Source organism: Ornithinibacillus massiliensis (assembly GCF_018310345.1).
GTDB classification, from domain to species: Bacteria; Bacillota; Bacilli; order Bacillales; family Amphibacillaceae; genus Ornithinibacillus; species Ornithinibacillus massiliensis.
In genome coordinates, this window is the sequence record NZ_JAGXBY010000002.1 from 609,069 (window position 1) to 634,870 (window position 25,802).

Annotated in this window: 31 protein-coding genes; all 31 read right to left on the reverse strand. The window is 36.2% G+C overall.

What is annotated here, in order from left to right:
- Positions 1-41: 41 nt before the first annotated feature.
- Positions 42-488 carry a DUF6115 domain-containing protein gene (locus tag KGF86_RS07360; RefSeq protein WP_186868697.1) on the reverse strand — a complete coding sequence of 149 codons (447 nt, stop codon included), beginning with the start codon at positions 486-488 and terminating at the stop codon, positions 42-44.
- A 7-nt stretch (positions 489-495) separates the two neighbouring features.
- Positions 496-801, reverse strand: a complete 306-nt coding sequence (locus KGF86_RS07365) for a hypothetical protein (protein WP_186868696.1) — start codon at positions 799-801, stop codon at positions 496-498.
- 56 nt (positions 802-857) lie between these two features.
- Positions 858-2,228, reverse strand: a complete 1,371-nt coding sequence (locus KGF86_RS07370; protein WP_211741480.1) for a flagellar assembly protein A — start codon at positions 2,226-2,228, stop codon at positions 858-860.
- Between the two features lie 32 nt (positions 2,229-2,260).
- Positions 2,261-3,031, reverse strand: a complete 771-nt coding sequence (locus KGF86_RS07375) for a FliA/WhiG family RNA polymerase sigma factor (RefSeq protein ID WP_186868694.1) — start codon at positions 3,029-3,031, stop codon at positions 2,261-2,263.
- 48 nt (positions 3,032-3,079) lie between these two features.
- A complete protein-coding gene (locus KGF86_RS07380) occupies positions 3,080-3,574 on the reverse strand; it encodes a chemotaxis protein CheD (RefSeq protein WP_186868693.1) in 495 nt (164 codons plus the stop codon).
- A complete protein-coding gene (locus tag KGF86_RS07385) occupies positions 3,571-4,206 on the reverse strand; it encodes a chemotaxis protein CheC (RefSeq protein WP_186868692.1) in 636 nt (211 codons plus the stop codon). Before KGF86_RS07385 ends, KGF86_RS07380 begins: the two co-directional genes overlap by 4 nt.
- A gap of 5 nt (positions 4,207-4,211) precedes the next feature.
- Positions 4,212-4,682, reverse strand: coding sequence for a chemotaxis protein CheW (locus tag KGF86_RS07390; protein WP_211741481.1), 471 nt, complete (start codon positions 4,680-4,682; stop codon positions 4,212-4,214).
- 27 nt (positions 4,683-4,709) lie between these two features.
- The gene (locus tag KGF86_RS07395) at positions 4,710-6,743 is read right to left on the reverse strand and encodes a chemotaxis protein CheA (RefSeq protein WP_211741482.1); all 2,034 of its coding nucleotides are present in this window, start codon (positions 6,741-6,743) and stop codon (positions 4,710-4,712) included.
- A gap of 1 nt (position 6,744) precedes the next feature.
- Positions 6,745-7,797, reverse strand: coding sequence for a protein-glutamate methylesterase/protein-glutamine glutaminase (locus KGF86_RS07400; RefSeq protein WP_211741596.1), 1,053 nt, complete (start codon positions 7,795-7,797; stop codon positions 6,745-6,747).
- 5 nt (positions 7,798-7,802) lie between these two features.
- The gene (locus KGF86_RS07405) at positions 7,803-8,678 is read right to left on the reverse strand and encodes a MinD/ParA family protein (RefSeq protein ID WP_211741483.1); all 876 of its coding nucleotides are present in this window, start codon (positions 8,676-8,678) and stop codon (positions 7,803-7,805) included.
- Positions 8,668-9,792: a flagellar biosynthesis GTPase FlhF gene (gene flhF, locus KGF86_RS07410; RefSeq protein ID WP_211741484.1), complete on the reverse strand. Its 1,125-nt coding sequence runs from the start codon at positions 9,790-9,792 to the stop codon at positions 8,668-8,670. The genes KGF86_RS07405 and flhF overlap by 11 nt, the downstream gene beginning before the upstream one ends.
- Entirely contained in the window at positions 9,789-11,825 is a 2,037-nt protein-coding gene (gene flhA / locus KGF86_RS07415; protein WP_186868688.1) for a flagellar biosynthesis protein FlhA, read from the reverse strand. Before flhA ends, flhF begins: the two co-directional genes overlap by 4 nt.
- 19 nt (positions 11,826-11,844) lie before the next feature.
- Positions 11,845-12,924, reverse strand: a complete 1,080-nt coding sequence (gene flhB / locus KGF86_RS07420; RefSeq protein WP_211741485.1) for a flagellar biosynthesis protein FlhB — start codon at positions 12,922-12,924, stop codon at positions 11,845-11,847.
- A 1-nt stretch (position 12,925) separates the two neighbouring features.
- Positions 12,926-13,705, reverse strand: coding sequence for a flagellar biosynthetic protein FliR (fliR, locus tag KGF86_RS07425; RefSeq protein WP_186868686.1), 780 nt, complete (start codon positions 13,703-13,705; stop codon positions 12,926-12,928).
- 3 nt (positions 13,706-13,708) lie between these two features.
- Entirely contained in the window at positions 13,709-13,978 is a 270-nt protein-coding gene (gene fliQ / locus KGF86_RS07430) for a flagellar biosynthesis protein FliQ (RefSeq protein WP_186868685.1), read from the reverse strand.
- Positions 13,979-14,013: 35 nt separating this feature from the next.
- Complete coding sequence (fliP, locus tag KGF86_RS07435; protein WP_186868684.1) at positions 14,014-14,679, reverse strand: flagellar type III secretion system pore protein FliP; 666 nt, start codon at positions 14,677-14,679, stop codon at positions 14,014-14,016.
- Positions 14,672-15,340, reverse strand: a complete 669-nt coding sequence (locus KGF86_RS07440; protein WP_343221433.1) for a flagellar biosynthetic protein FliO — start codon at positions 15,338-15,340, stop codon at positions 14,672-14,674. Before KGF86_RS07440 ends, fliP begins: the two co-directional genes overlap by 8 nt.
- Positions 15,341-15,346: 6 nt before the next feature.
- A complete protein-coding gene (locus KGF86_RS07445; protein ID WP_186868683.1) occupies positions 15,347-15,709 on the reverse strand; it encodes a response regulator in 363 nt (120 codons plus the stop codon).
- Between the two features lie 21 nt (positions 15,710-15,730).
- On the reverse strand, positions 15,731-16,888 hold the full coding sequence (gene fliY / locus KGF86_RS07450) for a flagellar motor switch phosphatase FliY (RefSeq protein WP_186868682.1): 1,158 nt from the start codon (positions 16,886-16,888) through the stop codon (positions 15,731-15,733).
- Entirely contained in the window at positions 16,881-17,879 is a 999-nt protein-coding gene (gene fliM, locus KGF86_RS07455; protein WP_186868681.1) for a flagellar motor switch protein FliM, read from the reverse strand. Before fliM ends, fliY begins: the two co-directional genes overlap by 8 nt.
- Positions 17,880-17,910: 31 nt before the next feature.
- On the reverse strand, positions 17,911-18,330 hold the full coding sequence (gene fliL, locus KGF86_RS07460) for a flagellar basal body-associated protein FliL (RefSeq protein WP_186868680.1): 420 nt from the start codon (positions 18,328-18,330) through the stop codon (positions 17,911-17,913).
- Positions 18,323-18,541 carry a flagellar FlbD family protein gene (locus KGF86_RS07465; protein ID WP_186868679.1) on the reverse strand — a complete coding sequence of 73 codons (219 nt, stop codon included), beginning with the start codon at positions 18,539-18,541 and terminating at the stop codon, positions 18,323-18,325. Before KGF86_RS07465 ends, fliL begins: the two co-directional genes overlap by 8 nt.
- 61 nt (positions 18,542-18,602) lie before the next feature.
- Complete coding sequence (gene flgG / locus KGF86_RS07470) at positions 18,603-19,403, reverse strand: flagellar basal body rod protein FlgG (protein WP_211741486.1); 801 nt, start codon at positions 19,401-19,403, stop codon at positions 18,603-18,605.
- Positions 19,404-19,481: 78 nt separating this feature from the next.
- Positions 19,482-19,856 carry a TIGR02530 family flagellar biosynthesis protein gene (locus tag KGF86_RS07475; protein ID WP_186868677.1) on the reverse strand — a complete coding sequence of 125 codons (375 nt, stop codon included), beginning with the start codon at positions 19,854-19,856 and terminating at the stop codon, positions 19,482-19,484.
- A gap of 14 nt (positions 19,857-19,870) precedes the next feature.
- Positions 19,871-20,377, reverse strand: coding sequence for a flagellar hook assembly protein FlgD (gene flgD / locus KGF86_RS07480; protein ID WP_186868676.1), 507 nt, complete (start codon positions 20,375-20,377; stop codon positions 19,871-19,873).
- 9 nt (positions 20,378-20,386) lie between these two features.
- Positions 20,387-21,667 (reverse strand): flagellar hook-length control protein FliK, encoded by a 1,281-nt coding sequence (locus KGF86_RS19570; RefSeq protein ID WP_211741487.1) that lies wholly within the window; start codon positions 21,665-21,667, stop codon positions 20,387-20,389.
- A 30-nt stretch (positions 21,668-21,697) separates the two neighbouring features.
- Entirely contained in the window at positions 21,698-22,279 is a 582-nt protein-coding gene (locus tag KGF86_RS07490; RefSeq protein ID WP_211741488.1) for a MotE family protein, read from the reverse strand.
- Between the two features lie 5 nt (positions 22,280-22,284).
- The gene (fliJ, locus tag KGF86_RS07495) at positions 22,285-22,731 is read right to left on the reverse strand and encodes a flagellar export protein FliJ (RefSeq protein WP_186868673.1); all 447 of its coding nucleotides are present in this window, start codon (positions 22,729-22,731) and stop codon (positions 22,285-22,287) included.
- A 2-nt stretch (positions 22,732-22,733) separates the two neighbouring features.
- Complete coding sequence (gene fliI, locus KGF86_RS07500) at positions 22,734-24,053, reverse strand: flagellar protein export ATPase FliI (protein WP_186868672.1); 1,320 nt, start codon at positions 24,051-24,053, stop codon at positions 22,734-22,736.
- On the reverse strand, positions 24,050-24,793 hold the full coding sequence (fliH, locus tag KGF86_RS07505; protein WP_186868671.1) for a flagellar assembly protein FliH: 744 nt from the start codon (positions 24,791-24,793) through the stop codon (positions 24,050-24,052). Before fliH ends, fliI begins: the two co-directional genes overlap by 4 nt.
- Complete coding sequence (gene fliG, locus KGF86_RS07510) at positions 24,786-25,799, reverse strand: flagellar motor switch protein FliG (RefSeq protein ID WP_211741489.1); 1,014 nt, start codon at positions 25,797-25,799, stop codon at positions 24,786-24,788. The genes fliH and fliG overlap by 8 nt, the downstream gene beginning before the upstream one ends.
- Positions 25,800-25,802: the final 3 nt, after the last annotated feature.

Here is a 25,802-nt window from a genome sequence, read left to right on the forward strand (position 1 = left end):
CACCAGAAATAAATATATCATACTGAATTATTGATATCAAGCTATATATTACTTTTTTCTTGAAACTTTATAATTAATTCTACTTCTGTTTTCCCACAGCCTAATTTTCGCGCTATTTCTTCGGCGCCTAATCCTTCTTTATAAAGTTGTAGAATTCTGGAATGCTGTGATACTTCTACCTCATCTTTTACAATATCGCTCCCTGGTAGACTGGTTGGTATTTCTTCATGTTCTTCCACTTTTAAAGAAGGTTCATCCTCTACATTTATAGGGGCATCTTCATTCTTGGCAGTGGGCTGGATATTGGCTAATTCCTTCTGCAAGCGTCTATTTTCTTCCTTGATTTCTTCTAGATAGTTTTCCATGAGACTTATAAATTCCGAACTATCTTTCGACTTATTCATGGATAGTTGTTTACTTAATGCATAGATAGCTACAATAGATATAATATGTAATAAAAAGCTCACAATAAATAAAAATGATGTCATAAATCAATTAGCTCCTAATGTCGAAGTTATTCCCAAGGTAAGGGTGTTTGATTGTAGGGTCTTGCTCTGTGTTATCCTCTTGATTATGTTGCTTCTTATCCCCAGGTACAGGACCACCCTTCTGGCTATCTTTTTGTAATTGGATATCATCAAACTCTTGTACTTTTTTTCGTTTTTGATTGTCTTGTTTCACTTGGCTCTGGGCCAATGCTTCCTGAAAATGCTGATTTGATTTAAGCATTTGTTCTTGTAGTTTACCTGCATCTTGTGTTCTTGGAAGCGCAACCTGCATTTCAACAGATTTCCAACTCATCCTATATCACTTCCTTCACTATACAAACAAGCTATCAGTAAATTTTGGAACATTTGTTAAATAGAACGCATATAGATTTCATTTCGAAGAAGCTCAAATTCCACTTGTGCATGTTCCGTATTCATTACTCTAGTATATTTACCAAATGTAATGGTGGTATTACCATATAAATTTCCAGTGACAGTTAATTTAGCCTGATTCAAATCGGAGTTGCTAGCCATAGAACGTAGCTGTTCGTTTACTGAGTTTAACTGTGCTTGATTTTTATCATAGGATGCTTTTTGCCTTTTTAACGTCGCAACCAATTGGGGATTGGATTCAAGATTAGGAGTTTGGCTCAATTTATCACCAATTATAGATAATTTCTCCAGCGTATCTTCAATTTCCTTCTTTTCAGCCTCTAGTTTCTCTAACTTTTCTAATTCTTTATGACTTCTTCCAAGGACGAGGACTGTTTTGGTATTCATATGATTTCCAACATGGTTCACTTGAATCGATTCCCCTGCAGATATTTGCCCACCGATAATACTACCTCGTTCACAAACTAATTCACGGCCAACCACACAATCACTATGAAGTATAGAGTTTTCAACATATAAATTCCCCGCCGTCTGAACCATTCCTTGGTTAATATAGCCAATATGAATATTCTCACCGGCTTCCATATATCCCTTATGGAGACCTGAAAATCCTTCTGAAATGTAAACCGATCCTTTAGCTAATATAGTAGCAGCTTCAACCATGCCATATATTTTCACGTCTCCCCCAGCATGTACCCTAAAACCTGAAGGGACATTCCCTCGAATGACAATAGTTCCAGGAAAGTCCAGGTTACCCTCTTTCATCGATAAAGTATCCGTTACCTCATATACAGGATGAACTTGAATAAGGTTCCCATGCATACTTGCCTGACCAACTTCTTCAGCAAAGAAGGATTGACTTTTCTCATCAAATTGAACATTTTTACCGGGTTTCAAATTTACTGGTTTTCCAGGTTTACTAGAAACTACATTCCCATACACATCTATTCCCTCAACACCAGTAGTCGGCATCGAAATTTCTACTAGCTTGTCCCCTTTTTCTACGGAGGGGATCTGCATGACATCTCGAAAGTTCCAATTATCCGTTTTCTCAATCTCAGGATGAAAATTAATCTTGTAATCTACTTTGCCATCTATTCCGTGAATAGGTTCTTTTCCTTTTGCAATCTTTAACGGAAAATCCTCCAGCGTAATATTGGAAACCAATTGGTCTACATTCGATTGTTGAATGCCATATTTGATATTATATTCTGCAAGTAGTTTCGTAACAGACTCAGCTGTAACTTCCAATTCTTGATTTGCAAGATACTCCTCCGTATATACGAGTTCGGCTACCATACGATCTGCTGAGATGTTTATATTGAAAAATTCGCGAAGATCAATCATTACTTTATTGCTCCTTTAAATAGACATCAACCTTATAAAGCTTCTTGAAGCTTGTTTCTTAATTTAAAAATTGCCTTCTTATGAATTTGCGAGATTCTAGAAGTTGTTAAGCCAAGAACCTGCCCTATCTCGGTAAAGGTTAATCCATCTTGATAAAAAAGACTAATAATCATTTGTTCATTCTCTTTTAAACCTTTTATACTATCAGCTAAATCTTTGTATTGTTCATTCTTTACAATATGTTCATCAGGTTGAACCGATTTGTTATCAGGAATGGCATAGCCGATTCCTTCTTTATGTTCGGATTTACCATCCTTTGGTTTATCCTCGATGGAAAGCATATTAGCAAAAAGCGAATCTCGTACGTACGTTTCAACTTCTTGAACAGACATATCTAGAGCATTGGCTAATTCCATTGAAGTTGGTTCTCGTTGGTATAGCTGCTCAAGTTTTTGAGTAGCTTGTTCAATTTTTTTCGTTTTTTCCCGAATAGAACGTGGCAACCAATCTTCTTTTCTTAATCCATCTATAATGGCTCCTCGAATTCGAAAGGATGCATACGTATCAAATTTTAAATCCCTGTCAAGATCAAACTTTTTTAATGCATCATATAATCCGAATAATGCTAAGCTTTTTATATCATCTTTCATGACACTATTTGGCAAATGACTCATCGTTCTTTCTACATGGTAATGAACCAAATGCATATACTGTTGGATTAACTGATTTGCTGCATCGTCATCTTGATTATGTTTCCATTTATTCCATAAATCTTGTTCTAGAGGAGAGATTTTTGTACCCAAAGGAAATGCTCCTCCCTGTCCTAGTTTTTGTCATCCGATCTTGTACGATTAAATTACGTGTTCACCTTTGGTAATCGTCCGTATTTTTAAAAGGCCAGTCTGTGGGTCAAATTCAATTGTACGACCAAAATTCCCGCCTACATCAGAGGAAATAACAGGAATTTTATGTTCTGCTAATTTAGTCAAAACCGCCTCTACATTGCGTTTACCAATTCGCATCATGTCATTCCCCGTATTAATTTGGAACATCTGTGCACCACCAGCAATTTTCGCTTGTAATTGTGGTTTCCGGATACCTCTACTCATCAGTTCTTCAACTAAGATATCAATAGCGGTATCTGCATATTTATATCGATTTATTGTCGCTTGTTTACCGAGATTAGAATCTGGTAGCATGACATGTGCCATGCCTGCTATTTGTTTATTTTTATTAAAAATGACTACTCCTACACAGGATCCTAACCCTGACGTTCTAATAACATCAGGAGCTGTTACAATATTTAAATCCGCTATTCCTACTTTTACGACAGACTGTTTACTCATAATTCTTGAATTCCTAAAGCTTGAAAAATTTTGTTGAATGATTCTGGCGATGGAAGTAACAGCAACTGTCCATTTATACCTTTTTGTACTTTCTCCGCATCATTCATTTTCGTGTTGATGATAATAGCATAATCATAAACCTCGGATACCTGTAATAACCCAACAGTCAAAATTGCACCAGCCATATCTACACTAAAATGCGGCACAGATGGTTGCATATTAATATTTGTAAAATCAGAAAGCGCGGATAAATAAGATCCAGCTATCATATTTCCTGCTTCTTGAAGAGCAGAGACAGCTAATTCATCCTGTTCACCTTCAGGAAATAACGTAAATTCATTATTGTTGGTCATTTCCTGTACAAGCGTCTCTGCTTCCTCCATAGAGAACAATAAGTAAACCATTCCTGGTGCCTCGCCCAGTATTTGAAATAAAATACCTACGATAATTTTTTCAGCACCACCAACCATTTCCATCACTTCATCAAATGCGACAATATCAATACTTGGTACTTCCATGTCAACCTTTTTTTGTATTAGCTTTGACATGGAAGTTGCAGCATTACCTGCACCAATGTTTCCAATTTCCTTTAATGCGTCTAGCTGTAAATGGGAAAGTTGTTGATAATTCATATGATTTAACCTTCTACATTTTTTAACTCATTAATTTCCTCGTTCGTTAGAACCTTTCTAAGGTCTAGCAAGATTAATAATCGGTTTTCTAGCTTAGCTACACCTTCGATATAATCTGCATTAACAGCACCAATCACTTCTGGTGCAGGCTCAATTGTTTCGGTTGAAATATCAATTACATCATTAGCTGCGTCTACAATCAATCCTACTTCCATATCTTCTAAATTAACGATGATAATACGAGTGGATTCTGTATATTCTGCCTCTTCTATTCCTAAACGGGAACGAAGATCAACGATTGGTGTCACAACACCTCTTAAGTTAATAACACCTTTTACGAAGTGTGCCGTATTGGGCACGCGTGTAATGGTTTGAATACGCTCAATTGACCCAATTTGTTGTACAGATACTGCAAATTCTTCATCCTTTAATTGAAATACAATCACTTTCTTTTCCGTTACTGTTTCATTACTCATTTCTTTTCCCCCTCAAATTAAAATTCCTTATTTAATAATTGCGTTACTATCAATAATTAATGCCACTTCTCCATCTCCTAAAATAGTAGCTCCAGAGATGGCAAAAGTATTGCTTAATAATGATCCTAGTGATTTTAAGACGATTTCTTGCTGTCCAATGAATGAGTCAACGACTAGCGCTGCGATCTTTTCACCTTTTTTCACAAACACAATCGATGTATATTCATCTGGGGCTGCTTCTTGTTCCACACCAAAGATACCTTTTAAATCTATTAAAGGAACTACTTTTCCTCTAAAATCAATAACTTTCTTATGATGTGCTGATAAAATCTGTTCTTTTGAGATAATTGCCGTTTCAATAATAGAAGACAATGGAATGGCATACTTTTCTTTATTTAATTCAACTAACAATGCCGAGATAATGGTTAGGGTAAGTGGTAATTGAATCGAGAACACCGAACCTTTATTATATTCTGAGTCAATGGAAATACGTCCACCTAGTGACTCAATTGTATTTTTCACAACATCAAGTCCGACACCACGACCCGAAATATCAGAGATTTTATCGGCAGTTGAAAATCCACTTTCTAGGATTAATTCATAAATTTGTTGTTCGGATAAACCTTCTGCAGCAGATTCTGTCAAAATGCCATTGTTAATCGCTTTTTGTAAGACTTTATCTTTATTTATTCCAGCACCATCATCAGAGATTTCGATGAAAACATGATTTCCACTATGGTATGCTTTTAATTCAATCGTACCTTTCTCAGGCTTCCCTTTACGAATTCTTTCCTCCGGAGATTCTACCCCGTGATCAATAGCGTTTCTTAGCAAGTGAACAATTGGATCACCGATTTCATCTATTACCGTTCGATCTAACTCCGTATCTGCACCGATAATTTCGATATCAATTTGTTTATTTAAGTCTCTAGCTAGTTTACGAACCATTCTAGGGAATCTACTAAATACGGTATCAATTGGTACCATGCGCATTGTAAGAATGATGTTTTGTAGATCACTTGATATTCTCGCCATGCGTTCCACTGTTTCTTTCAGATCAGCATTTTGTAAATCTACTGAAATTTGTTCTAATCTCCCACGGTCAATAATAAGCTCTTCAAATAAATTCATTAGTACATCTAATTTATCAATGTTAACCCGAATCGTTTTATTGTTGTGGGATGCTTTTTTCGTTTCTTGCTCCTTATCTTTCTTCTCAACCTTATTTTCCGTTACAGAAGTATTTTCCTCTTCAGTTGGTGCTGGTAATACTTCACTCTCATTTGTTTCTCGATAATTGCTAACAGAAAAATCAGATATCGAAACTTCTTCTATTTCGGATACTTTTTTAATCTTTTTCGCGATTTCTTCTGTATCTTGATTACTTACTAAAATGACAGAAAATGTGTCATCAAAGTTCTCCTCTTCTAGATCATTAACAGAAGGCTCGGACTTGATTACTTCTCCTAGTTGCTCAAGGACTTCAAAAACCATGAAGACTCGTGCACCTTTTAATAAACAATCCTCGCGTAATTGAACTGTAATCTCGTAATTTTGGAATCCTCGTTCTTTTGACTCATTTAAAATAGATAACTCAAATGCATCTAAGTTTGTAAATACATTGGATATAGTCGGAGATTCAACCTCTAACTTAATCTCTTTATTCGGTTCTGAAATAGGCGTACCCTTTTCAATCATTTCTAGTTTGCTAGCAATTTCCTTTACATTTAGTGAACCAGTTCCCCCACTTGCAATATCTTCTACCATCGTATTTAAGTGATCTACCGTATCAACCAATAAATCAATCATATCAGACTGTACTTGAACACGGTCATAGCGTATTGCATCAAATGCATTTTCTAGTGTATGGGTCAACGTTGCTAAGTCATTATAACCCATTGTTGCAGACATACCTTTGAGCGTATGTGCCGCTCTGAAAATCTCTTCTATGATGGCTTTCTCGTTAGGGTCCTTCTCTAATTCTAGTAACTTCTTATAAAGCACTTCTATATGCTCATTACTTTCATCGATAAAAACATCTAAATATTGTGTAGTATCCATTTTACATCCCCCCAGATCTATTGGTTAACTTGTAAATCATTTCTCCCATTTGATGTAAGTGAACTATATAATTAACAGCATTTGTTTTAATTGCTGCTTTTGGCATTCCATAAATAATTGCTGATTCCTCTGATTCAGCTAATACAATGGCATCAGGATCGTGCATTTTTAATGTTTCAATCCCTGATGAACCATCACTCCCCATTCCTGTAAGTACTACTGCTACTTTATTCATACGAGCTATTTCAGCAGCAGATTCAAAAAGCACATCAGCCGCTGGGCGGTGCCCTGCTCTCTCCTTTTCACCTGTTAGTTCAATAGCATGGGAAGTTCCTACTCTTCTAATTTTCATATGGTAATCGCCTGGTGCTATATAAACTGTTCTTTCTTTTATTATTTCTCCATGTGTTGCTTCCTTAATATGTAGTGCAGAGAGATTATTTAATCTTTCAGCTAATGACTTCGTAAATCCAGCTGGCATATGTTGTACGATAAGTACTGGACTAGAAAAATCATTGGGTAGGTCCATTATTAACCGCTGCAGTGCCCGTGGACCACCGGTCGATGCACCTATTAATACTAGTGTCTTGGCATATAATTGTTTCGTAGCAACTAGTTTGGGTGTTTCTGTAGTCTCACGTTTTTTGGTTACATCAACCTGTGAGGCAGCAATTACTTTTGTAATAATTTCCTGCTTAATCGTAGCGATATCTAAGGATATGGAACCTGATGGCTTCGTGATGAAATCTACAGCACCACTCGTAATCGCTTGTAATGTACTATTTGTTGCATCCTTTGTTAAACTAGATAGCATAACTACCGGTAATGGATTTGTATCCATGATTTGTGTCAGGGCAGTGATGCCGTCCATAACTGGCATTTCAACATCTAGTGTTACGACATCTGGTGATAACTCCTGTATTTTCTTCAGTCCGTCTTCCCCATTCCTAGCTGTTGCAATTACGTGTATACGACTATCACTTTCTAGTATATCGGTAATCATTTTCCTCATAAATGCCGAGTCATCGATCACGATTACGCGAATGGGAGTCACTATCTTCACCTTCCTTTTATAGTTAATAGACCCTTTAGTCTTTCAACAAAAGTAGAAGATTCCTTTATACTTGTTTCTACTTTTCTATTTAAATAGCTATCTACTAGCTGCTTAATAGATTTAGCAATGGATGATTTGTCATTGCTAATGGAAAACGGAGTCTGCTGAATAACAGAAGCTGTCACTGTTTTGTCCTCGGGTAATATGCCAAGTACTTTTACATCTATTTCAAGAAACTGCTCTATTAATTTCTGAAATCGATTTACCGTTGTTTTGCCCTTCTTAAGATTATCTGAACGGTTTAGAACTAATTGTATTGGCAATGTTCTATTGTAACTTGCAATATATTTAATCATGCTATATGCATCTGTTATGGAAGTTGGTTCTGGCGTCGTAATGACAATACATTCATCTGATGCTAAAACAAAATCAATACTAGATTGAGTGGCACCCGCTCCCATATCAAATATAATATAATCAAATGATGCTAGAACATTGTTGTATTGCGCTAGAAAGTAGTTCATCTTATCCTGATCCACAGAAAAAATATCAGTCAGCCCTGCTCCTCCTGCAATAAACATTAGATCATTTGGTCCTAGTTCCATAATATCATAAATAGGTAATTGGTCCTGAAGTAAATTTACAATGGTTCTCTTTGCTTGAAGACCAAGTAATATCTCTACATTCCCCATCCCGATATCTAAATCGATTAATAGGACCTTTTTCCCCTGTTTACAAAGCTCTAATGAGAAATTTAAAGAGATATTGGTTTTGCCAACGCCACCCTTTCCACTTACAAAAGAAATCGTCTTCGCTTGTATTGGTTTATTTGATGCTTCCTCTAGTTTTCTTCTTAAACCCTCTGCTTGATCATGAATCAAATAAATCACCTACTAATAAATCGCTAATGATTTCTTTTGTTGGATTCAAAATATTATCTGGAACTTCTTGGCCGTTTGTCAGATAAGCTATTCCGATATTTTCTCCTAGAGGAATGTTGAGTAAGCTTCCATATTGTCTTGTTTCATCTATTTTCGTAAAAATTAGTCCTTCCATATTGATGTGGCGGAAGTTGTAATAAATATCAGAAATATCTTTGGGTTTTGACGTTAACGATAGTACTAAATAATGGATGACGTTTTCTTGTTGCTTCAAGTTTGTGGACAATTCCTTCACATACTGTTCATCACGATAGTTTCTTCCTGCAGTATCAACTAAAATCAAATCATAGTTTTTTAACTTCTCCATTGCATTCATATAATCTTCTACCGAATAAGCCACTTCAACAGGTGTATTTAAGATTTTGGCATACGTCTTCAATTGATCAATCGCTGCAATTCGGTAAGTGTCCATGGTGATGAAAGCGACCTTCCTTTTGTCCTGAAGGATACTTTTTGCAGCTACTTTTGCTATGGTTGTCGTTTTTCCTACACCTGTTGGACCAACAAAGTGAACAATTTTCGCATTTTCAGAGATCCCTTTGAAGGAAAGTCCGTCAAGTTGGGACTCAATTTCCTTTTTTACATCATTTATAATCGTTAGAGAATCTGGCAATACTTTATTTTCTCTATGGCGTTCTACCACATTCATCACAATCGAAGTAGCTAAGTCTTCTTTTACTTCTTGATCAAGTAAATGCTGATATACTACTTGATATTCTAACGGGAATAATGAAGGATTTTGCTGACTTGATTGGTTCTCTAACATACGACGCATGTTCTTCATTTCCAAGATAAGTTCTGTCTCTACTGAATTCTTCAGCTTAGATGGACGAGTAGGGCGTACTCCTAGTTTCTCACTTGTTCGCGACTTTGAGACGATAGGATTATGATCCAGTGCCGCAACCACCTCAATCTTACTTTTCTTAAAGAGACCTAAAAATCCACCTTCTTGGATTTCCTTAGAGCTTAAAATAACCGCATCGGCTCCTAGTTCCTTCCGAATTTGCTTCATTGCCTCAGGCATTGTTGGTGCTACATATTTTTTTACTTTCATGCTACATTCACCACTCCAACACTTTGAACTTGTACAGTAGGTTCAAGCTCGTTATAGGATAATACGACAACTTGAGGTAGAAATCGGTCTAGTAATTGCTTTAAATACATTCGAATTGCTGGTGAACATAATATAACTGGATTCTCTTCTTGAAGCGCTAAATTCTCTACCTGTTCACTAATCGCTTTTATAATAGACTGCTGTGAATCAGGGTCTAATGCTAAATAGTTACCATGTTCTGTCGTTTGAATATTATCCGCAATTATTTTTTCAACCCTACCAGAGACAGTGATTACCTTTAATGAATTATCTTGATTGGCATATTGCTTAGTCAGTTGTGCAGATAATGCTTGTCTAACATATTCTCCTAGGAGCTCAGGGTCATTCGTTAACTTACTAAAGTCTGCTAATGTTTCAAAGATGATAGGCAAATTTCGTATCGATACATTTTCTCTAAGTAGTTTTGCTAAAACCTTTTGTATATCTCCAATCGATAACGGATCCGGTGTAGTCTCTTCTACTAGTATTGGATAGCTTTCTTTTAAGTGATCGACTAATTCTTTTGTTTCTTGTCTACCCAATAATGTGTGTGCTTGACGTTTTATCACTTCGGTAATATGGGTTGAAACAACAGAAGGAGGGTCTACCACGGTATAGCCAGACAATTCCGCTTCATCCTTATTTTCTTCACTAATCCACTTAGCTGGTAATCCGAAAGCAGGTTCCTGTGTTTCAATACCATCAATGACATCATTATCTATATCAGGTGTCATAGCTAAATAATGATCGAGTAAAATTTCGCCTGAAGCCACTTCATTCCCTTTTATTTTCAATCGATACTCATTCGGATTCAGTTGAATATTATCTCGTATCCGTACAACTGGAATAACAATTCCTAGTTCAATTGCTAATTGTCTACGAATCATAATTACTCTATCTAATAGGTCCCCTCCCTGTTTCGCATCAACTAAGGGTATAAGGGCATAGCCAAATTCAAACTCAATTGGATCCATATTAAGTAGATTAATGACATTTTCTTGCGTTTTCATCGCAGTTCCTTCAGCTTGATCTTCTTCCTCCTCATCTTTCACAACTGGTATTTTTTGCTTCCGCATCATCAGGTAAGCGCCTAATGCCAGAACAAGAGCTATAATCGTTGTTAAGAAAAAGTTGATTGGAGTAAGGCCTAATAAGAATATAGTACCTGCAGCTATTAGTAATAACTTAGGATATTGCAATAATTGCTCTGCAACATCACTACCTAAATTATTACCGGATGCAGAACTACGAGTCACCACGATACCTGTAGCAGTAGATATTAATAGGGCAGGTATTTGACTAACTAATCCATCCCCTACTGTTAATCGCATATACGTATCAATAGCCTCTTGAAACGTGTAACCTTTATCCATCATTCCAATCGCAATACCGAATAAAATATTGATGAGAACTATAATGATACCGGCAATGGCATCACCTTTAACGAACTTACTTGCACCATCCATAGAACCATGAAAATCCGCTTCATTTTCTACCTTTTTCCTTCTATCTTTTGCTTCTTGTTCTGAAATAAGTCCCGCATTTAAATCTGCGTCAATACTCATTTGTTTTCCTGGCATCGCATCCAGTGAGAATCGAGCTGCAACTTCTGATACACGTTCTGACCCTTTCGTAATAACCAAAAAGTTAATAATGACAAGAATGACGAACACTACAAAACCAACTAGTGGACTGTTTCCAATAACAAACGTACCGAACGTATCCACAACACCACCAGCATCAGCATTATTTAGAATGGAACGTGTTGTAGAAACATTCAACGCTAATCTAAACAAAGTTAGTAACAGTAAAAGGGTTGGAAATACCGAGAACTGCAGTGGCTCTTGCGTGTTCATGGAAACTAATAGAACGATTAGTGCCAGAATAATATTAATTAAAATAAGTACACTGAGTAGCCATCCAGGTAGTGGAATGACTAACATGATAATGACTACTATTACAGCGATTAAAACGGAAAAATCACGGGCTTTCATGGAAGTCTCTCCTTAAGGTTTAAACTTTTTTCTCCATGCGGTATACATATGCTAATACTTCAGCAACCGCTTGATAAAATTCTTCTGGAACTACCTCACCAATCTCTACCGAGGCATAAAGCGACCTTGCTAATGGTCTATTTTCTACAGTGATCACATTATTTGCTTTGGCAATCTCACGAATTTTAAATGCAATATGATCTACCCCCTTTGCTACAACATAAGGAGCACTTGCTTTTTCTTCATCATATTTAATGGCAATTGCGTAATGCGTTGGATTTGTAATTACTACATCGGCATTAGGAATTTCACTCATCATCCGACGCATCGATATCTGTCTTTGTTTTTCTTTTATCTTAGATTTTATCAAAGGGTCCCCTTCGATATTTTTATATTCATCCTTAATGTCTTGTTTCGACATTCGGATGTTCTTCTCAAAGTCATATTTTTGATAAGTATAATCAAATACCGCTAAGAACAGTAGAGCTATCGTTGCTACAATTCCCATGATTAAGGTTGTTCTTGCAAAAAAGGCAAGTGCATTCTCTGCGTTCTTAAACGCAATCATGAGCATGTCGTCCTTAAATAGCCAAATAACAAAGAATGTGATAGAGCCTATAACAACTATTTTTAAAAATGATTTCAATAATTCCACAAGTGCACGTAATGAAAAAATACGTTTTGCACCTTGAATAGGATCAATCTTCTTTAAATCAAATTTCAGTGGCTCTGTTGTAAATAAAAACCCAATTTGCATTAGATTAGACCCAACACCAGCTACCACTGCTATAATCATTACTGGTCCCACTATTTTAGCGAATTCCAACATAATTTCTTTAAACAGCTGAAAGACGTTTTTTTCGGTAAGGTCCCAATGAATAAACTCGGTAAATGTGTGTTGGAAGAGGGCAAGCATATTATCCTTCATAAAACTTCCAAATACCGCCATCATGATTAAAACAAATAGTAGTAAAAAGGCTGTATTTACATCTTGACTTTTTGCTACTCTCCCTTTCTTTCTCTCATCGTTTCGTTTTTTTGGAGTTGCTTTTTCTGTTTTTTCTCCAGCAAAAAATTGGAGATCCAATCGTAATTGCATATTAAGCACCTCCAAATAACATCATTAACCCTTGAATTACTTCAAACATATAACGAAATAGATTTTTTACTAAAACGATATAGAGACTTAAGAAAACTAGGATCGCAACAAAACTTACTAATATTTTTAAAGGTAGCCCCACTACAAATACATTCAGTTGGGGTACCGTTCTAGAAATAATTCCTAAGGCAACATCTACTAAGAATAGACAGCCAACAATAGGAACCGCTATTTGGAAAGCTATAAGAAACATACTATTAAATGCCCTTATGACAAACTCTGCAATACTCCCGTTTTCAAACGGAATAAATGCATCTATTGGGATAAACGAATAGCTATTGACAATCCCATCTATTAAAATATGGTGACCATCAACCGATAATAAGAATAATAATGCGATAATATAGAAATATTGTCCTGTTATCGGGCTTTGTGCACCTGTTTGTGGATCCATAACATTTGCAATAGCAAACCCCATTTGAAAATCAATCAATCCACCTGCAACTTGAACAGCTGAAATGATAATATAGCCAATTAGTCCTATTAGAACCCCAACAAGTGCCTCTTTTATAATCAAAAATAAATATAATTCATCGAATATAATTCCAGATGGATCAACCGTATAAAAAATAATAAATGCTAAAAATACACTAATACCAATTCTAAATTGTACTGGAATGGTTCGATAAGAAAATAAAGGCATTGTAACAAAGAACCCTAATACTCGGACTAATATAAGTAAAAAGACTGGAAAACTATTTATATTAATTAGCTCTAACATTATTTACCCTACAAACCGATTTAAATTTTGAAATAAATCTGCTGTGAATTCTACCAAGGTGGACAGCATCCAAGGACCGAAAAATAACAATCCAACTAAAACAGCTACAATTTTAGGAATAAAAGCAAGGGTCTGTTCCTGAATTTGTGTAGTTGCTTGGAATATACTAACTAGTAAACCAACAGCAAGTGCCAATATTAATAATGGACCTGTTATGAGAAGTACCGTATAAATGCCTTTTTCTGCCAGAGATAATACAAATTCACTACTCAAATCCATAACCCCTCCTTTCCCCTATTTTAAAGACGTCAGAACCCTGACAATAAAGAGTGCGTAATTAAATACCAACCATCAACCATTACGAATAAAAGTATTTTAAATGGCAATGAAATCATCACAGGTGGTAGCATCATCATCCCCATTGACATAAGAATACTGGCAACCGCCATATCAATGATAAGAAATGGGATAAAAATCATAAAGCCCATTTGAAATGCTGTTTTCAATTCACTAATCGCAAAAGCTGGTACTAATGCGGTAAGCGGAATATCTTGAATGGTTTCCGGCGCTTCAATTTCGGCATAACTCAAAAAGAGTGCCAAATCTTTCTGTCTTGTATGTTTAGCCATAAAGTTCTTAATGGGCTCACTAGCCCGGTCATATGCTTCATCCAGTGTAATTTCTTCATTAAATAATGGTTGTAACCCTTGTTGATAAACCTCGCTAAAAGTAGGTGCCATAATAAAAAATGTTAAAAATAATGCTAATCCAATTAACACTTGGTTCGGTGGCATTTGCTGTGTAGCCAGTGATGTTCTAACAAATGATAGAACAATAACAATTCTAGTAAAGCTAGTCATTAAGATTAAAATCCCCGGCGCTAAGGAAAATACCGTTAGCAGTAGGATTAACCGTATCGATGTCGAAACATTTGTAGGGTCGGAACCAGAAAACATATCGATAAATTCATTCATGGATATCTTCCTTCTCGGTATGCTTATTCACTAATTTTTTTCTATTTTCCTTCAGTTTCTCTAGCTCATTAGAGAATAGATTTTTAAAATTTGCGTTGGTATCATTCGAATTCTCATTTGTTTGCTTGTCTTTTCGTTGAAGAAGTGATAGCAAGTTTTCTGGTTTGAAATCAGACTGCTGGTTATAGCTACTTAGAATTTCTTCTTTCATCCCCTCATCTTCTATCTCTTCTAGAAGTTGAACATTCTCCCCTACACCTACAAGGTATACCTTACTTCCAACACGGATAATTTGGATTGATTTGCTAGGACCAACTGCTATTCCACCAAGATTTTCTAAAACCTTCACTTGATTGAAAAGCTTATTACGTCTATTTAAGAACTTTAAAACGAAATATATTAATGCAAGAATGAGAAACAAAGCAAAAACCAATTTAACTAAATCAAAAACTAATGAACCATTATCAGAACTAATACTTTGGTTAGGACTTAAGTTAACGGGGGATTCTTCTTCTGATTCTTGTTTATTCTGATCCTGATTTTCATCATATTGATCAATAACCATATCACCATCAGCAAAAACAGTTAAAGGGGATACTATTAGGAATAGTAATAAACCAAGCAGAATCCCCGCACCACTTTTTATACCCAATTTCCTCACCGTTTCTTAATCCAATGCTTTCTGGATTGCTTCAATTACTCGATCAGCCTGGAATGGTTTTACAATAAAATCCTTTGCTCCAGCTTGGATTGCATCAATAACCATCGCTTGTTGTCCCATAGCAGAGCACATAATAATTTTGGCAGCTGGACTTTGTTCTTTAATTTTTTTCAAAGCCGTAATACCATCCATTTCTGGCATCGTAATATCCATCGTTACTAAATCTGGATTCAGTTCGTTAAAAAGCTCAATTGCTTGAAGACCATCTTGCGCTTCCCCAACTACTTCGAAACCGTTCTTTAATAAAATATCCTTGATCATCATTCGCATAAAAGCTGCATCATCTACAATTAGAATGCGTTTACTCATGTCAAATTCCTCCTAGTATGATTATTTCAGCTTCATAAGTCGATCAGATTGACTTATGATATCCGTCACTCGAACACCAAAGTTCTCATCAATGACTACTACTTCCCCTTGAGCTATTAATTTTTCATTTACTAAAATATCTACTGGTTCCCCAGCTAATTTGTCTAGTTCAATAATAGAACCAGAGGTTAAATCTAGTATATCCTTTACAGTACGCCTAGTTCTTCCTAGCTCTACTGTTACTTTTAAAGGGATATCAAGTAACATATCTAAGTTCCTTGGCTGACTTACCATTTGGCTTTGCTGTTCAAAAGTTGAGAATTCAGCTTGTTGTATATTCGCCTGGTTTTGATTCATTGAATTACCGATTAATTGTGGCTCCGGTGTCGCTTCTCTAGTTAAAGTCGCATTGTTAGCTTGAACTGGTGTTGTTTCTTGATAATTTACTGACTCCTCTATTGCCACAGCTGATTCCGAATGGCTTTCCTGACTATTATTCAATAATTCATCAACTAATTGTTTCGCAAAAGGAACTGGCATTAGCTGCATAATGTTAGAATCTATTAAGCTACCAACTTGAAGTTGGAAAGAAACTTTTACATACACATCTGCTGTACTGTCATCTGCTGCATCTTGTAATTTTTCTTGCGATATGGACGGTGGTGAAATATCAACACGTTTAGCGAAAACAGTGGACATACTTGTTGCTGCTGCCCCCATCATTTGATTCATCGCTTCTTGTACTGCGCTTAAATGAATCTCATTTAACTCTCCAAATGGGCCTAAACCATTTCCGCCAAGCATAATATCAGATATTATGGCAGCATCTTCTTTTTTAATAATTAGTACGTTCTTTCCAGTAAAACCTTCTACATAATTTACTTGAACACTTACATGTTCAAATTGAAATGCCTCTTCTACTTGTGATTTAGGAATTATCGATACTTTTGGTGTCGTAATTTCTACCTTTTGATTTAATAGGGTTGAAAGCGTAGTAGCAGAGCTTCCAAATGAAATGTTTCCAATTTCACCCAGCGTATCAATTTCTATTGATGAGAGATAATCACTCATATCAATCGAGCTTTCAGATGCATCATTTGTTTTCTCTTCGGAGTCATCATCCGCACCAACATTTAATAGAGCATCAATTTCATCCTGGGAAAGCATTCCATCATTCATTTCCTTCAACTCCTTCCTTTATTTCTTCCAACACCTGAACAGATAATTTGTTTTTGTATTTACCAGGCTGTACGTGGAATTTAGGTTCATCATTTATTTTTAAAATTAATGGTTGATCTATTGGATGATTTAGCGCAATCACATCTTGTGAAGCTAAATCTAAAAATTGCTGAATACTCATAGTTGTTTCACCAAGAATTGCTTTCGCATCAACTGGAACCTTCTCAATATTCTTCGCCAGTTTGTCACTAGCCTCTGGATCACGTTTTTTAGTGGAGGTTTGCATCCAATATTGAACAGATAGCCTTGAAATAATAGGCTCTAAAACAATATGCGGGATACATATATTAATCATTCCACTTACTTCTCCAATAGCCGTATTTAAAGAAACAACGACTACTGTTTCATTGGGTGATACTAGCTGTAAAAACTGAGGATTAATCTCCATATCTTCTAGTTCTGGCTCTATATCAATTAAGGATGCCCATGCTTCCTTTAAACTAACTGTGGCCTTCTCAAATAACTGAGAGATTAATATCGTTTCTATTTCGGTTAGATTATCAATTTTATTGATTGAATCTCCTCTACCGCCTAGTAATCTATCTAACATCCCGTAAGCAATGTTCGGATTTACCTCCATAATAATACGTCCATCCAATGGCGATACATTATAAAGATTTAATACCGTGACTTTGGGAATTGATCGGATAAATTCCTCATATGGAATTTGGTCAACTGATGCAACGGTAATATTCACGTAGCTCCTCAGTTGTGATGAAAATAAAGTCGTTAATAACCTTGCGTAATTTTCATGAATTCTTCCGATACTACGAATTTGGTCTTTTGAAAATCGTAGCGCTCGCTTGAAATCATAGACACGAACCTTTTTTTCACTTTCTTCTTTTTTTAGTTCTTCTGCATCCATATCACCTGTTGTTAAAGCTGATAATAGTGCGTCGATTTCATTTTGCGAAAGAACTTCATCTGCCAAAGATACTCACCTCCATATAGGAGTATTTAGTCTACTGTAATATTTTATTGATTGTATAAACATCTTGTATGGTGCCTTCCGTCATGAGTTCATTTAGCTCCAGTTTAAGCGTATCCTCAACCTCGGAAAGGCCAGTTTTAAATTCTTGCTCATCCATTTTCGCTAATTCCTTAATCAGTATGTTTCTTACTTGGAATTCACGTTTGGAGAGTTCTTCTCTTGCATGCTTACCATCTGTTATGATTTGAAATTGTATACGAACAAAGCTACCATCACTAAGGTCAGTTGTAATTTCAGGTGTTTGATAAGAATATTCGACAATCTCATCGATACTTTGTTCTCCATCTTTATCTTTCTTTTCTAGTACATTGAGGACAATTACTGCTCCAACAACACCTACTAAAATAATAATAACTAATGAAATTAGCATCGTTTTAACAAGTTTACTCAATTGAATTTTTCACCTCACTTAGTGAATGTATAATACCAATCCGCTTATAGTAAGCTGTTATACGTTCTGTTACATCTTCTTCTGTCTCTTTTACGACTACTTTTTTACCATTGATTAACGTAATCGTTGTATCTGGGTAGGATTGAATTTGTTCAATCATAAAAGCATTAACTGTAAAAGATTCACCATTTAGTCGTTTCAGTTTTATCATAAATTGGAAGAAGATGTCTGTAGAGGGGATTTCCCCCCTAAGACATCATCCTACCTCCCTATTATCGTTTTAAATTAACGAGCTCTTGTAGGATTTCATCCGATGTTGTAATAATTCTAGTATTTGCTTGGAATCCACGCTGAGCTGTAATCATTTCCGTGAACTCTTCAGAAAGATCAACGTTAGACATTTCTAAAGCACCACTTACAATAGATGCACCGTCTGTTTCGGGGCTAACTAGACCAGTATATCCAGCGTTTGTGCTATTTAAAAAGAGATTGCTTCCTGCTTTTTCCAGCCCTGCCGGATTAGAGAAATTAGCAAGTACAATCTGACCTGCAACTTGAGGAATTCCCTCTTCATCAACGTAATTAATCGTTCCATCTTTTTGCACACTAAAACTTTGTGCATTTTCAGGAATCTGAATTTGACTCGTTTCCCCCTCTTCTCCAAATCCCATAAGATAATAACCTTGTGGATTAACAATATAACCATCTTGATCAAGATAGAAATTACCCGCTCTCGTGTAATAGGTTGTATCTCCATCTTGTAAAACAAACATCCCATCTCCCTCTAAAGCAAAATCTAGTGGACTATTTGTTGTTTGACGGAAACCTTGGGTATGAATATTATCGATAGAACCTAATTGCGCCCCCAAACCAACTTGTGCTGGGTTAATCCCACCTCGAGTAGCAGTTGGACCTTGTGCACCAGATGTCATCTGACTCATCATATCCTGAAAGGTAACACGACCTTTCTTAAAGCCTGATGTGTTAACATTGGCAATGTTATTCCCAATAACATCTAATTTTGTTTGAAAATTTTTCATTCCAGAAATACCAGCATACATTGAACGTAGCATTTTCATACTCCCCTTTTTCGGTTAAATTTAAGCTGTATCAATCAGTCAACAGCTTTTGGCTTCCCATAAGGGTCCAGCCTAGTCATTTATAAGAATGGTTCCATTAATATTAGTAAATATTCGATTAGAAGCTTCATCCAAACTCATTGCTGTCACTACTGTGTTGTTTTTCGCACTAACTAATAGGGCAGTATTATTCATCACAACGAGTGAATCTGTAACACCCTTTGCCCTTGCTTCGGTAACTTTTTCATTAATGATCTTCCATTGTGTATCATTTAAATGAATATTTCTTTCTTGCAATCTATCACTAGCATGCTTGCTGACTTTTAGCTCTTGTTGTTCTTTAAGAATCGACTTGAAAGATAGCCCTTGATCACTCGTTTTACTCTTAGCTGTTATCGGAAATTGTAACGCCTGTTGACTAGGAATTTGATGAATTCGGTGATCCATAATCTTCACTTCCTTTATTCAGACCCGACCTTATCCTTTTCATTATCTACTTGCTCATTAGTTGAGTCTTCATCGGTGTTCTGTTCGGTTTCTTTTATTCCTAAAATAAAATCTGCAAACACCTTGTCCCCGTTAGCTAATTGAAGAACTGCATAACCTTCTTCTAAGCCGACTGCAACAACTTCACTAGATTGCAGTGGTAGCCATTTGTCTGCCTCTTGGTCATAATTCCGGTAAGAGACTGTTTTCCCGATTAAATGACTATGCTGAACAATAGGGTTAAATTGTTGACTCTGAACTAATTGATTAATAGCAGTTGCCATATTCATTGTTTGTTCTAAAGCTGAAAATTGAGCAAGTTGTGTAATAAACTCCCGGTCATCCATTGGATTTGTTGGGTCTTGATTTTGTAATTGTGCCATTAGTATTTTTAAAAAATCATCTTTTCCAAGATTATTATCAGGAGCCTCTCTTGTCGTCGTTTGATTTTTTAAATATAGAGAAGGATCTATTGTTGGCATGCTATTCACCTACACTTCCATATTTCGAATCAATTCATCTAACCTTGCTTCAAAGTCATCTCCACTATGATTACTTTCTTGTTGGTGATCCATATCATCTGATTGGTCTTGATTTTGACCTTGCAAGGATTGTTCATCCCCCTGCTTTGTTTGTGCCTGTCCTTGACCAGCACCTACATCCTGTCGTTCAATCACGACTTGTTGAGGGGAAAACATATGCTTCAACTGACTAATGTTGGACTCCAGCATATCTTTAGCAGCTTGAGTACTTACTACAATCTTAACTGTCATTTCACCATTAATTTCAGTTAAACGAACCATCATTTCTCCAAGATTTTCAGGTCTTAGGGAAATGGAAAGCTGATTCATTCCATTTGGCATGGATAAGAATTTACTTGTTTTTAAAACCTGATGGAATTGCTCCATTAATTGTTGTTCTACTACTTGTCCACTCATGTTTTGATTAACGAAAATGACATATTGTTCTAGCTTAGGTACATACGTATGACTCGAGAAGCTAGTGTTCTGACTTGGCATCACGTTTTCTGTTCCCTGTTGATTATGTAGTGCATTTTCTAGCCATCTTACAACATCTTTTGTCGTGACTTGTGCATCGTTTTGATATTGGAGTTTATTGGAAAGCGTAGCTCGGTTTTGATATGCCACAACTAGTTCTTTCCATAATTGGTTTTCTTTTGTGCCAGTCAATTCTAACGATTTCGCTTGTTTTTCATGATTGCTTAAGTCTTTTTCTAGTGAAGTCCATTGCTTTAGCAAATCTAATAATTTTGGAGCTATCCTTTTAAACTCCTCCTCAGTAGAAACATCTCGAACTAAGCTTTCAAATTTAGTAAATACTTCGACTAACTTTTGTTGTACGACAGCAAGCACTCTCTCATCCAATCGCGCTATCTCATCGCTTACTTGTTCATCCCTATTAACTGATTCCACTTCCATTGGAATTAGAATATTAGGATGATGACCAATAAGTCGAAGACGTAGCTGTTCCAAATCAAGTGGTTCCATCACAGTCCCCGTTGATATAGTAAGATCTTGAGTTGTTGTTATTTCACTTAACTCATTATCTTCTATATTCAGTTCTAGTAATGCTTCTAACGTTATTATTTCTTTACCGGAAGATTTTGTCTCTAGAGATGAACCATTCTTCATCATATTTCCTTGTTGCAATAACTTAGCAAACAGTGAAGAGGTATTCGCCTGTTTATCATTAGGAGTTGAGGTCTCCAATACATTACGTAGTGTCTGTGATACCATGTTAATCGCATTCACTTCTTTCACCTCCTTTCAAAAAAAGTGCGCTTATTGATTAATAAAAAGTTTCGTAATAGCTGCTGCTGACTCTGGCGTCATATTTCCCAAAATAGCTCCACGATCTTTATTAGACATCTCACTTAATATGGTAAAAGCCGATTCCTGATCCAGTTGTTCTAGTATGATTGCCGCTTGTTCACTACTCATTTCTTTGAAAGAGCTCGACATTTGCTTAATAGATTTACTAGAATCCTCTTCTGTTGTCTGTTTAGCAGCTTCCAAATCCCTCTGCAATTTAGTAATGGTAAGCTCTAATTGCTCTATTGAGCTTTCTAAAGCTGTTTTTTCCTGGTTCAATTGCTCAATTTTTTCATCTTTAGCAGCAATCGTTGCCTGATAGTTTTCTTCTTCCTTCTTCTCTGCAACTTCATCATCTGTTGGAATCAAGGACGATACTACAGGGATATTACTACCTGTATTTTTCGCCCAGTCTATTACATTTACCCCAGCTAGCGATAATACAATTGCTGTTAGCGTAATAGCGATAATAACAGGTATAACGATGGCAAATAAGAACCATAAGATAGGATTCATTTTTTCTTTTTCTTTAACTACTTTTTGCTCTGCCATTTCTATCACCTATTTTTGTGACTAAGATATTGTTGAATAGATATTTCATTCATAAACGATTCTTCCGCTTGTTTTAATTGTGTTAATGATTCGTTATTACGAAATTCAATAATCTTTTCAAATTTTTTCGTTTCTATATGTGCCTCAGATAGAAGCGCCTGCTTAGACTCCATGTTATGCCTTGCTCGTTGTAATTGAACTTGTAATGCTTGAATATTTTTTTCTAATCTAGTAATGTAAGCCAATTGATCCTGAATGAAATCAATATGCATATTAGAGCTTAATGATTCTTCATAAACCGCTTCAGCTGCCTCTTTTTTTTGTAGTAGCTTTAATAGTTTCGTTCCTATCTCTTCGAAAGCATCAACAGACTTATGATAAGCAAGCTGGGCATCTTTCTTTTCCTTTTCTCGTATATCCAATATTTTGGATAAGACTTGGGTCCCTGCCATGATCAATTACCTCCATTAAGCACCATTCTCAAGTTTTCAATTGTTTCTTCTAACGACAGTTTTTCATACACACCTTGTTTTAAGAATGTCATGATCTTTGGATAATATAGAATAGCTTGATCGATTTCATGATCCGTACCACGTTTATAGGCACCAATCTGAATCAAATCTCTATTGTCTTCATACTTAGCAACTAGCGCCCGCGCCCTTTGTGCTAATTCTTGATGTTCAGAGGAAACAATTTGATTCATAACCCTACTAATGGATTTTAATATGTTAATCGCGGGATACTGCCCTTGTTCTGCTAGCTTACGATCCATTACAAAGTGTCCATCTAAGATACCACGAACTGTATCAGCAATTGGTTCATTCATATCATCACCATCTACTAGCACGGTATAAAAAGCAGTTATTGCTCCATTTTTGTCGGTACCAGCTCGTTCTAATAGCTTTGGTAAAATAGAGAAAACCGATGGCGTATACCCTTTGGTTGTTGGCGGTTCTCCTGTTGCCAATCCAACCTCTCTTTGAGCCATTGCTACACGGGTTACAGAGTCCATCATGAGGTTTACGTTATAACCTAATTCGCGGAAATACTCTGCTATCGCCGTTGCTGTATATGCTCCTTTAATACGCATTAAAGCTGGCTGATCGGATGTCGCAACAACTACAATCGATTTATGTAACCCTTCTTGACCAAGGTCTTTTTCAATAAATTCTCTTACCTCTCGCCCACGTTCCCCAATAAGTGCAATTACATTTATATCTGCTTTACTATTTCTAGCAATCATACCGAGTAGTGTACTTTTCCCAACACCACTACCAGCAAATAATCCTATTCGCTGACCTCTACCAACAGTTAGCATAGAATCAATAGCCTTTACACCAACTTGAATTGGTTCATTAATTGTTGGTCGAGACATTGGGTTTGGTGGTGCCTGTTCCGTTAAATAATTGGATAAACCATTTGGCAGCTCTGAACCATCTAAAGGTTTCCCTAATGAATCAATGACATTCCCTATTAAACTTCTGCCTATTTTTACAGTAAGCGGTTTTCCTGTAGACTCTACTAAACACCCTGGTCCAATCTCTGAAACTTCGTTGTAAGGCATAAGTATAATATTCTCATTATTAAATCCCACAACCTCTGCAAGTACTGGCTTTTTACCTTTGTTTAAACCCGGATGAATATAACATACTTCTCCTATATTCGCTGCAGGTCCCACAGATTCTATCATAATTCCTACTACTCGGTGAATCTTCCCGAAACGCTTATATACATCAGCTTCTTCAATCCTATTAAGGTAATTTTCTATATTCATGCTTTTTGCTCCAATAGTACTTCGTGTAAAACTTCGTAAATTTTACTTAATTGCGTATGAATACTTGCATCAATTTTCCCAAATGGATGTTCTATCACACAGCTCCCAACTTCTAATGCTTCGTTTATGTAAATAGAAAGGGTCGCTTTTGACTCTAATATTTTCTCCAACTCATTTTTTTGAGATAGGATATACTCATAATTCTCCGGATGTAAATAGATGGTTACTTCACGCTGATCTTTGATCGTGGAAATAGCATCCTTTACAATCGGTAAAAACAAATCCGGTTCCTTGTCTATTTCTTGCTTGATTATCTTTTTGGCGACATGTACGGCAAGTGTTAGAATCGTTTCTTCACTTTTTTCAACGGTTGACTGATAATCCAGTTTGGAAGCTTCGATAATGCCATTGGCTTGTTCAATAAGGTGGTGATATTGCTCAAGGCTCTCCACCTTACCTTGTTCAAAGCCAGCCTGAAATCCTTCTTGTCTTGCTTGCTCTATTAATTCCAGTTTTTCCTGTTGCCAAGCTTCTTTTGCCGACTGAATTTCTTGCTCTGTATTTGCAATTAAATCTTCTTGTTGTATTTTTATTAATTCTAATCGGTCTTGGGCCGCTTTTAACTGATCTAATTCGGATTGCAATTGTTCTTCAGAACTGATTACTATTTGTTCTGATACCTTATTTTGAATTGGAATAATTTGAATCGTTTTTTTGGAACTTGGTTGAGTATTAGACAATGATATCGTCTCCTCCACCACGGGCTATAACAATCTCACCGATATCCTCTAGCCTTCTAATAATGGCTACTATGCGTGTTTGTGCCTCTTCTACATCACGTAATCGAACAGGACCCATAAATTCCATTTCTTCTTTAAATGTCTCTGCCATACGTTGTGACATATTTTTAAAGACAATATCTTTTACTTCATCACTAGAAACCTTCAGTGCAAGGCGTAAATCTTCGTTTTCCACTTCTCTGATAACCCGCTGAATTGCACGATTATCAAGGATAACAATATCTTCGAATACAAACATACGCTTCTTAATCTCATCAGCAAGTTCAGGGTCTTGAATTTCTAACGCATCCAAAATGGTTCTTTCTGTGCTTCTATCTACTCCATTTAATACTTCCACCACAGACTGGATACCACCAGTTTGTGTATAATCCTCTGTAAAAGAAGAAGAAATATTTCGTTCTAACACTTCTTCGACTTGACTGATAATATCTGGAGAAGTAGAATCCATTGTCGCTATACGTCTTGCAATATCTGCTTGCATTTCCTGTGGCAATGCAGATAGTATTTGTCCTGCTTGCTCCGGATCTAAATAAGATAACACTAATGCAATTGTTTGTGGATGTTCATTTTGAATAAAATTTAATACCTGTTGTGGATCCGTTTTTCTTGCAAAATCAAATGGCCTCACTTGTAATGAAGAGGTTAATCGGTTGATTATATTGCTCGCCTCTTGCTCACCAAAGGCTTTTTCTAACACTGTTTTGGCATATCCGATACCGCCTTGCGAGATATAATCCTGTGCCAGTACTATTTGGTGAAATTGTTCTATTACTTCCTCTTTCATGTTCGTATCAACTTTTTTCACAGATGATATTTCAAGACTTAGTCTCTCAATCTCTTCCTCTGTTAAATATTTATACACTTGAGCGGATACATCTGGTCCGAGAGAGATTAAGAGAATTGCTGCTTTTTGTTTTCCAGTTAGTGGCGATTGTTGTCTAGCCATCTT

What these genes read in the sequence shown, in the direction of transcription:
- KGF86_RS07390 (WP_211741481.1), bottom strand. Translation starts at nt 4,682, where the DNA reads ATGAGTAATGAAACAGTAACGGAAAAGAAAGTGATTGTATTTCAATTA.
- KGF86_RS07465 (WP_186868679.1), bottom strand. Translation starts at nt 18,541, where the DNA reads ATGATAAAACTGAAACGACTAAATGGTGAATCTTTTACAGTTAATGCT.
- KGF86_RS07490 (WP_211741488.1), bottom strand. Translation starts at nt 22,279, where the DNA reads ATGGCAGAGCAAAAAGTAGTTAAAGAAAAAGAAAAAATGAATCCTATC.
- KGF86_RS07365 (WP_186868696.1), bottom strand. Translation starts at nt 801, where the DNA reads ATGAGTTGGAAATCTGTTGAAATGCAGGTTGCGCTTCCAAGAACACAA.
- KGF86_RS07360 (WP_186868697.1), bottom strand. Translation starts at nt 488, where the DNA reads ATGACATCATTTTTATTTATTGTGAGCTTTTTATTACATATTATATCT.
- fliI (WP_186868672.1), bottom strand. Translation starts at nt 24,053, where the DNA reads ATGAATATAGAAAATTACCTTAATAGGATTGAAGAAGCTGATGTATAT.
- KGF86_RS07370 (WP_211741480.1), bottom strand. Translation starts at nt 2,228, where the DNA reads ATGATTGATCTTCGCGAATTTTTCAATATAAACATCTCAGCAGATCGT.
- KGF86_RS07475 (WP_186868677.1), bottom strand. Translation starts at nt 19,856, where the DNA reads ATGGATCACCGAATTCATCAAATTCCTAGTCAACAGGCGTTACAATTT.
- fliJ (WP_186868673.1), bottom strand. Translation starts at nt 22,731, where the DNA reads ATGGCAGGGACCCAAGTCTTATCCAAAATATTGGATATACGAGAAAAG.
- KGF86_RS07445 (WP_186868683.1), bottom strand. Translation starts at nt 15,709, where the DNA reads ATGAGTAAACGCATTCTAATTGTAGATGATGCAGCTTTTATGCGAATG.
- KGF86_RS07385 (WP_186868692.1), bottom strand. Translation starts at nt 4,206, where the DNA reads ATGAATTATCAACAACTTTCCCATTTACAGCTAGACGCATTAAAGGAA.
- flgD (WP_186868676.1), bottom strand. Translation starts at nt 20,377, where the DNA reads ATGCCAACAATAGATCCTTCTCTATATTTAAAAAATCAAACGACGACA.
- KGF86_RS07380 (WP_186868693.1), bottom strand. Translation starts at nt 3,574, where the DNA reads ATGAGTAAACAGTCTGTCGTAAAAGTAGGAATAGCGGATTTAAATATT.
- fliY (WP_186868682.1), bottom strand. Translation starts at nt 16,888, where the DNA reads ATGAATGATGGAATGCTTTCCCAGGATGAAATTGATGCTCTATTAAAT.
- KGF86_RS07395 (WP_211741482.1), bottom strand. Translation starts at nt 6,743, where the DNA reads ATGGATACTACACAATATTTAGATGTTTTTATCGATGAAAGTAATGAG.
- flhA (WP_186868688.1), bottom strand. Translation starts at nt 11,825, where the DNA reads ATGAAAGCCCGTGATTTTTCCGTTTTAATCGCTGTAATAGTAGTCATT.
- fliG (WP_211741489.1), bottom strand. Translation starts at nt 25,799, where the DNA reads ATGGCTAGACAACAATCGCCACTAACTGGAAAACAAAAAGCAGCAATT.
- flhF (WP_211741484.1), bottom strand. Translation starts at nt 9,792, where the DNA reads ATGAAAGTAAAAAAATATGTAGCACCAACAATGCCTGAGGCAATGAAG.
- flhB (WP_211741485.1), bottom strand. Translation starts at nt 12,924, where the DNA reads ATGCAATTACGATTGGATCTCCAATTTTTTGCTGGAGAAAAAACAGAA.
- fliP (WP_186868684.1), bottom strand. Translation starts at nt 14,679, where the DNA reads ATGAATGAATTTATCGATATGTTTTCTGGTTCCGACCCTACAAATGTT.
- fliR (WP_186868686.1), bottom strand. Translation starts at nt 13,705, where the DNA reads ATGTTAGAGCTAATTAATATAAATAGTTTTCCAGTCTTTTTACTTATA.
- flgG (WP_211741486.1), bottom strand. Translation starts at nt 19,403, where the DNA reads ATGCTACGTTCAATGTATGCTGGTATTTCTGGAATGAAAAATTTTCAA.